Here is a 2725-nt window from a genome sequence, read left to right as displayed (position 1 = left end):
CTGGGTCAGAACTATACGCCCGAGGATGCCGACCAGATGATGTTCTACAAGGAATCGGTCGATGGCCAGGTTCTGCAGGAAGGCATCAACGAGGCCGGCGCCATGGCCGACTGGATCGCCGCCGCGACCGCCTATTCGAACCACGGCGTGCCGATGATCCCGTTCTTCATCTACTATTCGATGTTCGGCTTCCAGCGGATCGGTGACCTGGCCTGGGCCGCCGGCGACAGCCGCGCCCGCGGTTTCATGCTGGGCGGCACCGCGGGGCGGACCACGCTGAACGGCGAGGGCCTGCAGCACGAGGACGGCCACAGCCATATCCTGGCCGGCACGATCCCCAACTGCATCACCTATGACCCGACCTTCAGCTACGAGGTCGCGGTTCTGGTGCATCACGGGCTGCAGCGCATGTATGTCAACCAAGAGGACGTGTTCTTCTACCTGACCCTGATGAACGAGAACTATGCCCATCCCGACATGCCGATGGGCGTCGAGGACGGCATCATCAAGGGGCTTTACCGGTTCAGCAAGACCGCGCGGCCGGGCAAGAAGCACGTCAACCTCATGGGGTCGGGCACCATCCTGGTGCAGGCGATCAAGGCGGCGGACATGCTCAAGGCCGATTTCGGGGTGACGGCGGATATCTGGTCGGCCACCAGCTTTAACGAGCTGGCGCGCGACTGCCAGGATGCGCATCGCCACAACCGGCTGAACCCGCTGGGCGAGGAACGCGTGCCCTATGTCAGCGAGGCGCTGGCCGGCGCCAAGGGTCCGTTCATCGCGGCCACCGACTACATGAAGAACTATGCCGAGCAGATCCGGTCCTGCGTGCCGGGGCGCTATACGGTTCTGGGCACCGACGGTTTCGGCCGCTCGGACAGCCGGGTGAACCTGCGGCGGTTCTTCGAGGTGGATGCCAACCATATCGCCGCGGCGGCGATGGTCGATCTCTATCGCGACGGCGCGATCGACGAGAAGACGCTGCAGGCCGCCCTGGACAAATACAACATCGACGGCGCCAAGCCGAACCCCCGCCTGGTGTGAGCGGGACGAGAGGAGACAAACCATGACTGTAGAGATCAAAGTCCCCGATATCGGTGATTTCTCGGACGTGCCGGTGATCAGCATCCTGGTCGCGATCGGCGATGTGATCGCCGCCGAAGACCCGATCGTCGAGCTGGAAAGCGACAAGGCCACGATGGAGGTTCCGGCCTCGCATGGCGGCAAGGTGGTCGAGATCAAGGTCGCCGAGGGCGACACCGTGTCCGAGGGCGCGGTGCTGCTGATCGTCGAGGCCGATGGCGCCGCCGAGGCGCCGGCCGCTGCCCCCGCTGCCGCCCCTGCTGCGGCACCGGCCGCCGCCGCGCCCGCAGCCGCCCCCGCCCCGGCGGCGGCGGTGACCGATGCCGGCTTTGGCAAGGCGCATGCCTCGCCGTCGGTGCGCGCCTTTGCCCGCCAGCTGGATATCGACCTGGCCAAGATCAACGGTTCGGGCCGCAAGGGCCGGATCCTGCGCGAGGACGTGACCGCCTTCCTCAAGGCCTCGACCGCACCCGCCGCGGGTGCCGGTGGCGCCGTTCAGGGCGGCATGGGCATCCCGCCGATCCCGGTGGTGGATTTCAGCAAGTTCGGCAAGGTCGAAGATGTGGAAATGCCCCGGATCAAGAAGATCTCGGGCCCCGCGCTGCACCGCGCCTGGCTGAACATCCCGCATGTCACCCATAACGACGAGGCCGACATCACCGAGCTGGACAAGTACCGCAAGGAGATGGACACGATGGCCAAGGACCAGGGCTATCGCGTCACGCTGTTGAGCTTTGTCATCAAGGCCTCGGTCAGCGCGCTGAAAGAGCATTGGGAGGTCAACAGCTCGATCCATCCCGACGGCGACAAGCTGATCAAGAAGGACTACTACAACATCGGCTTTGCCGCCGATACGCCCAACGGGCTGGTGGTGCCGGTGATCAAGGATGCCGACCGCAAAGGCCTGGTCGAGATCTCGAAAGAGCTGGGCGAGCTCAGCGCCAAGGCCCGCGCCGGCGAGCTGAAGGGCCCCGACATGTCGGGCGCCAGCTTTACCATCTCGTCGCTGGGCGGGATCGGCGGCACCAGCTTTACCCCGATCGTCAACGCGCCCGAAGTGGCGATCCTGGGGCTGACGCGCTCCAAGATCTCGCCGGTCTGGGATGGCGAGCAGTTCGTGCCGCGCCTGATGCAGCCGATGAGCCTCAGCTATGACCACCGCGCGATCGACGGCGCCCTGGCCGCGCGCTTCTGCGTGACGCTCAAGACGCTGCTGTCCGACATGCGCAAGTTGATGTGGTAAGGAGGAACACCCGATGGAAGTCAAAGTCCCTGATATCGGTGATTTCTCCGATGTGCCCGTGATCAGCATCCTGGTCTCGGTCGGCGACACGGTCGCCGCCGAGGACCCGCTGATCGAACTGGAAAGCGACAAGGCCACGATGGAAGTGCCCAGCCCCGCCGCCGGCGTGGTCAAGGAACTGAAGGTGGCCGAGGGCGACCGGGTCTCGGAAGGCTCGGTCATCCTGGTGCTGGAAGGCGCCGATGCCGGCGCTGGGGCCGATGCGCCCGCCGCCGCCCCCGCGGCCGCAGCCCCCGCCGCGCCTGCCGCCGTGGCCGCCACCGGCACCGCCTCGGGCCCCGGCGATATCCATGCCGAGGTCGTGGTGCTGGGCTCGGGCCCGGGCGGCTACACCGCCGC

At 66.3% G+C, this 2725-nt stretch carries 3 protein-coding genes; all 3 read left to right on the top strand.

The annotated features are described in order from the left end of the window. A partial coding sequence (locus OE856_RS13645; RefSeq protein WP_412174892.1) for a transketolase-like TK C-terminal-containing protein occupies nucleotides 1-1044 on the top strand: 1044 nt, incomplete at its 5' end. 22 nt (nucleotides 1045-1066) lie between these two features. Beyond that, entirely contained in the window at nucleotides 1067-2326 is a 1260-nt protein-coding gene (locus tag OE856_RS13640) for a 2-oxo acid dehydrogenase subunit E2 (RefSeq protein ID WP_263716707.1), read from the top strand. 13 nt (nucleotides 2327-2339) lie between these two features. Further along, the coding region (locus tag OE856_RS13635; protein WP_263716706.1) for a biotin/lipoyl-containing protein at nucleotides 2340-2725 on the top strand (386 nt) is incomplete at its 3' end.

Origin of the sequence: Actibacterium sp. XHP0104, from assembly GCF_025751515.1 — a bacterium.
Lineage (GTDB): Bacteria > Pseudomonadota > Alphaproteobacteria > Rhodobacterales > Rhodobacteraceae > Actibacterium_D.
Note: the sequence above shows the minus strand (reverse complement) of the source record. Positions and strands in the feature narration are given on the sequence as shown.

Excerpts from the sequence above, each read along its gene's own strand:
- OE856_RS13640 (WP_263716707.1), top strand. The coding sequence starts at position 1,067 with ATGACTGTAGAGATCAAAGTCCCCGATATCGGTGATTTCTCGGACGTG.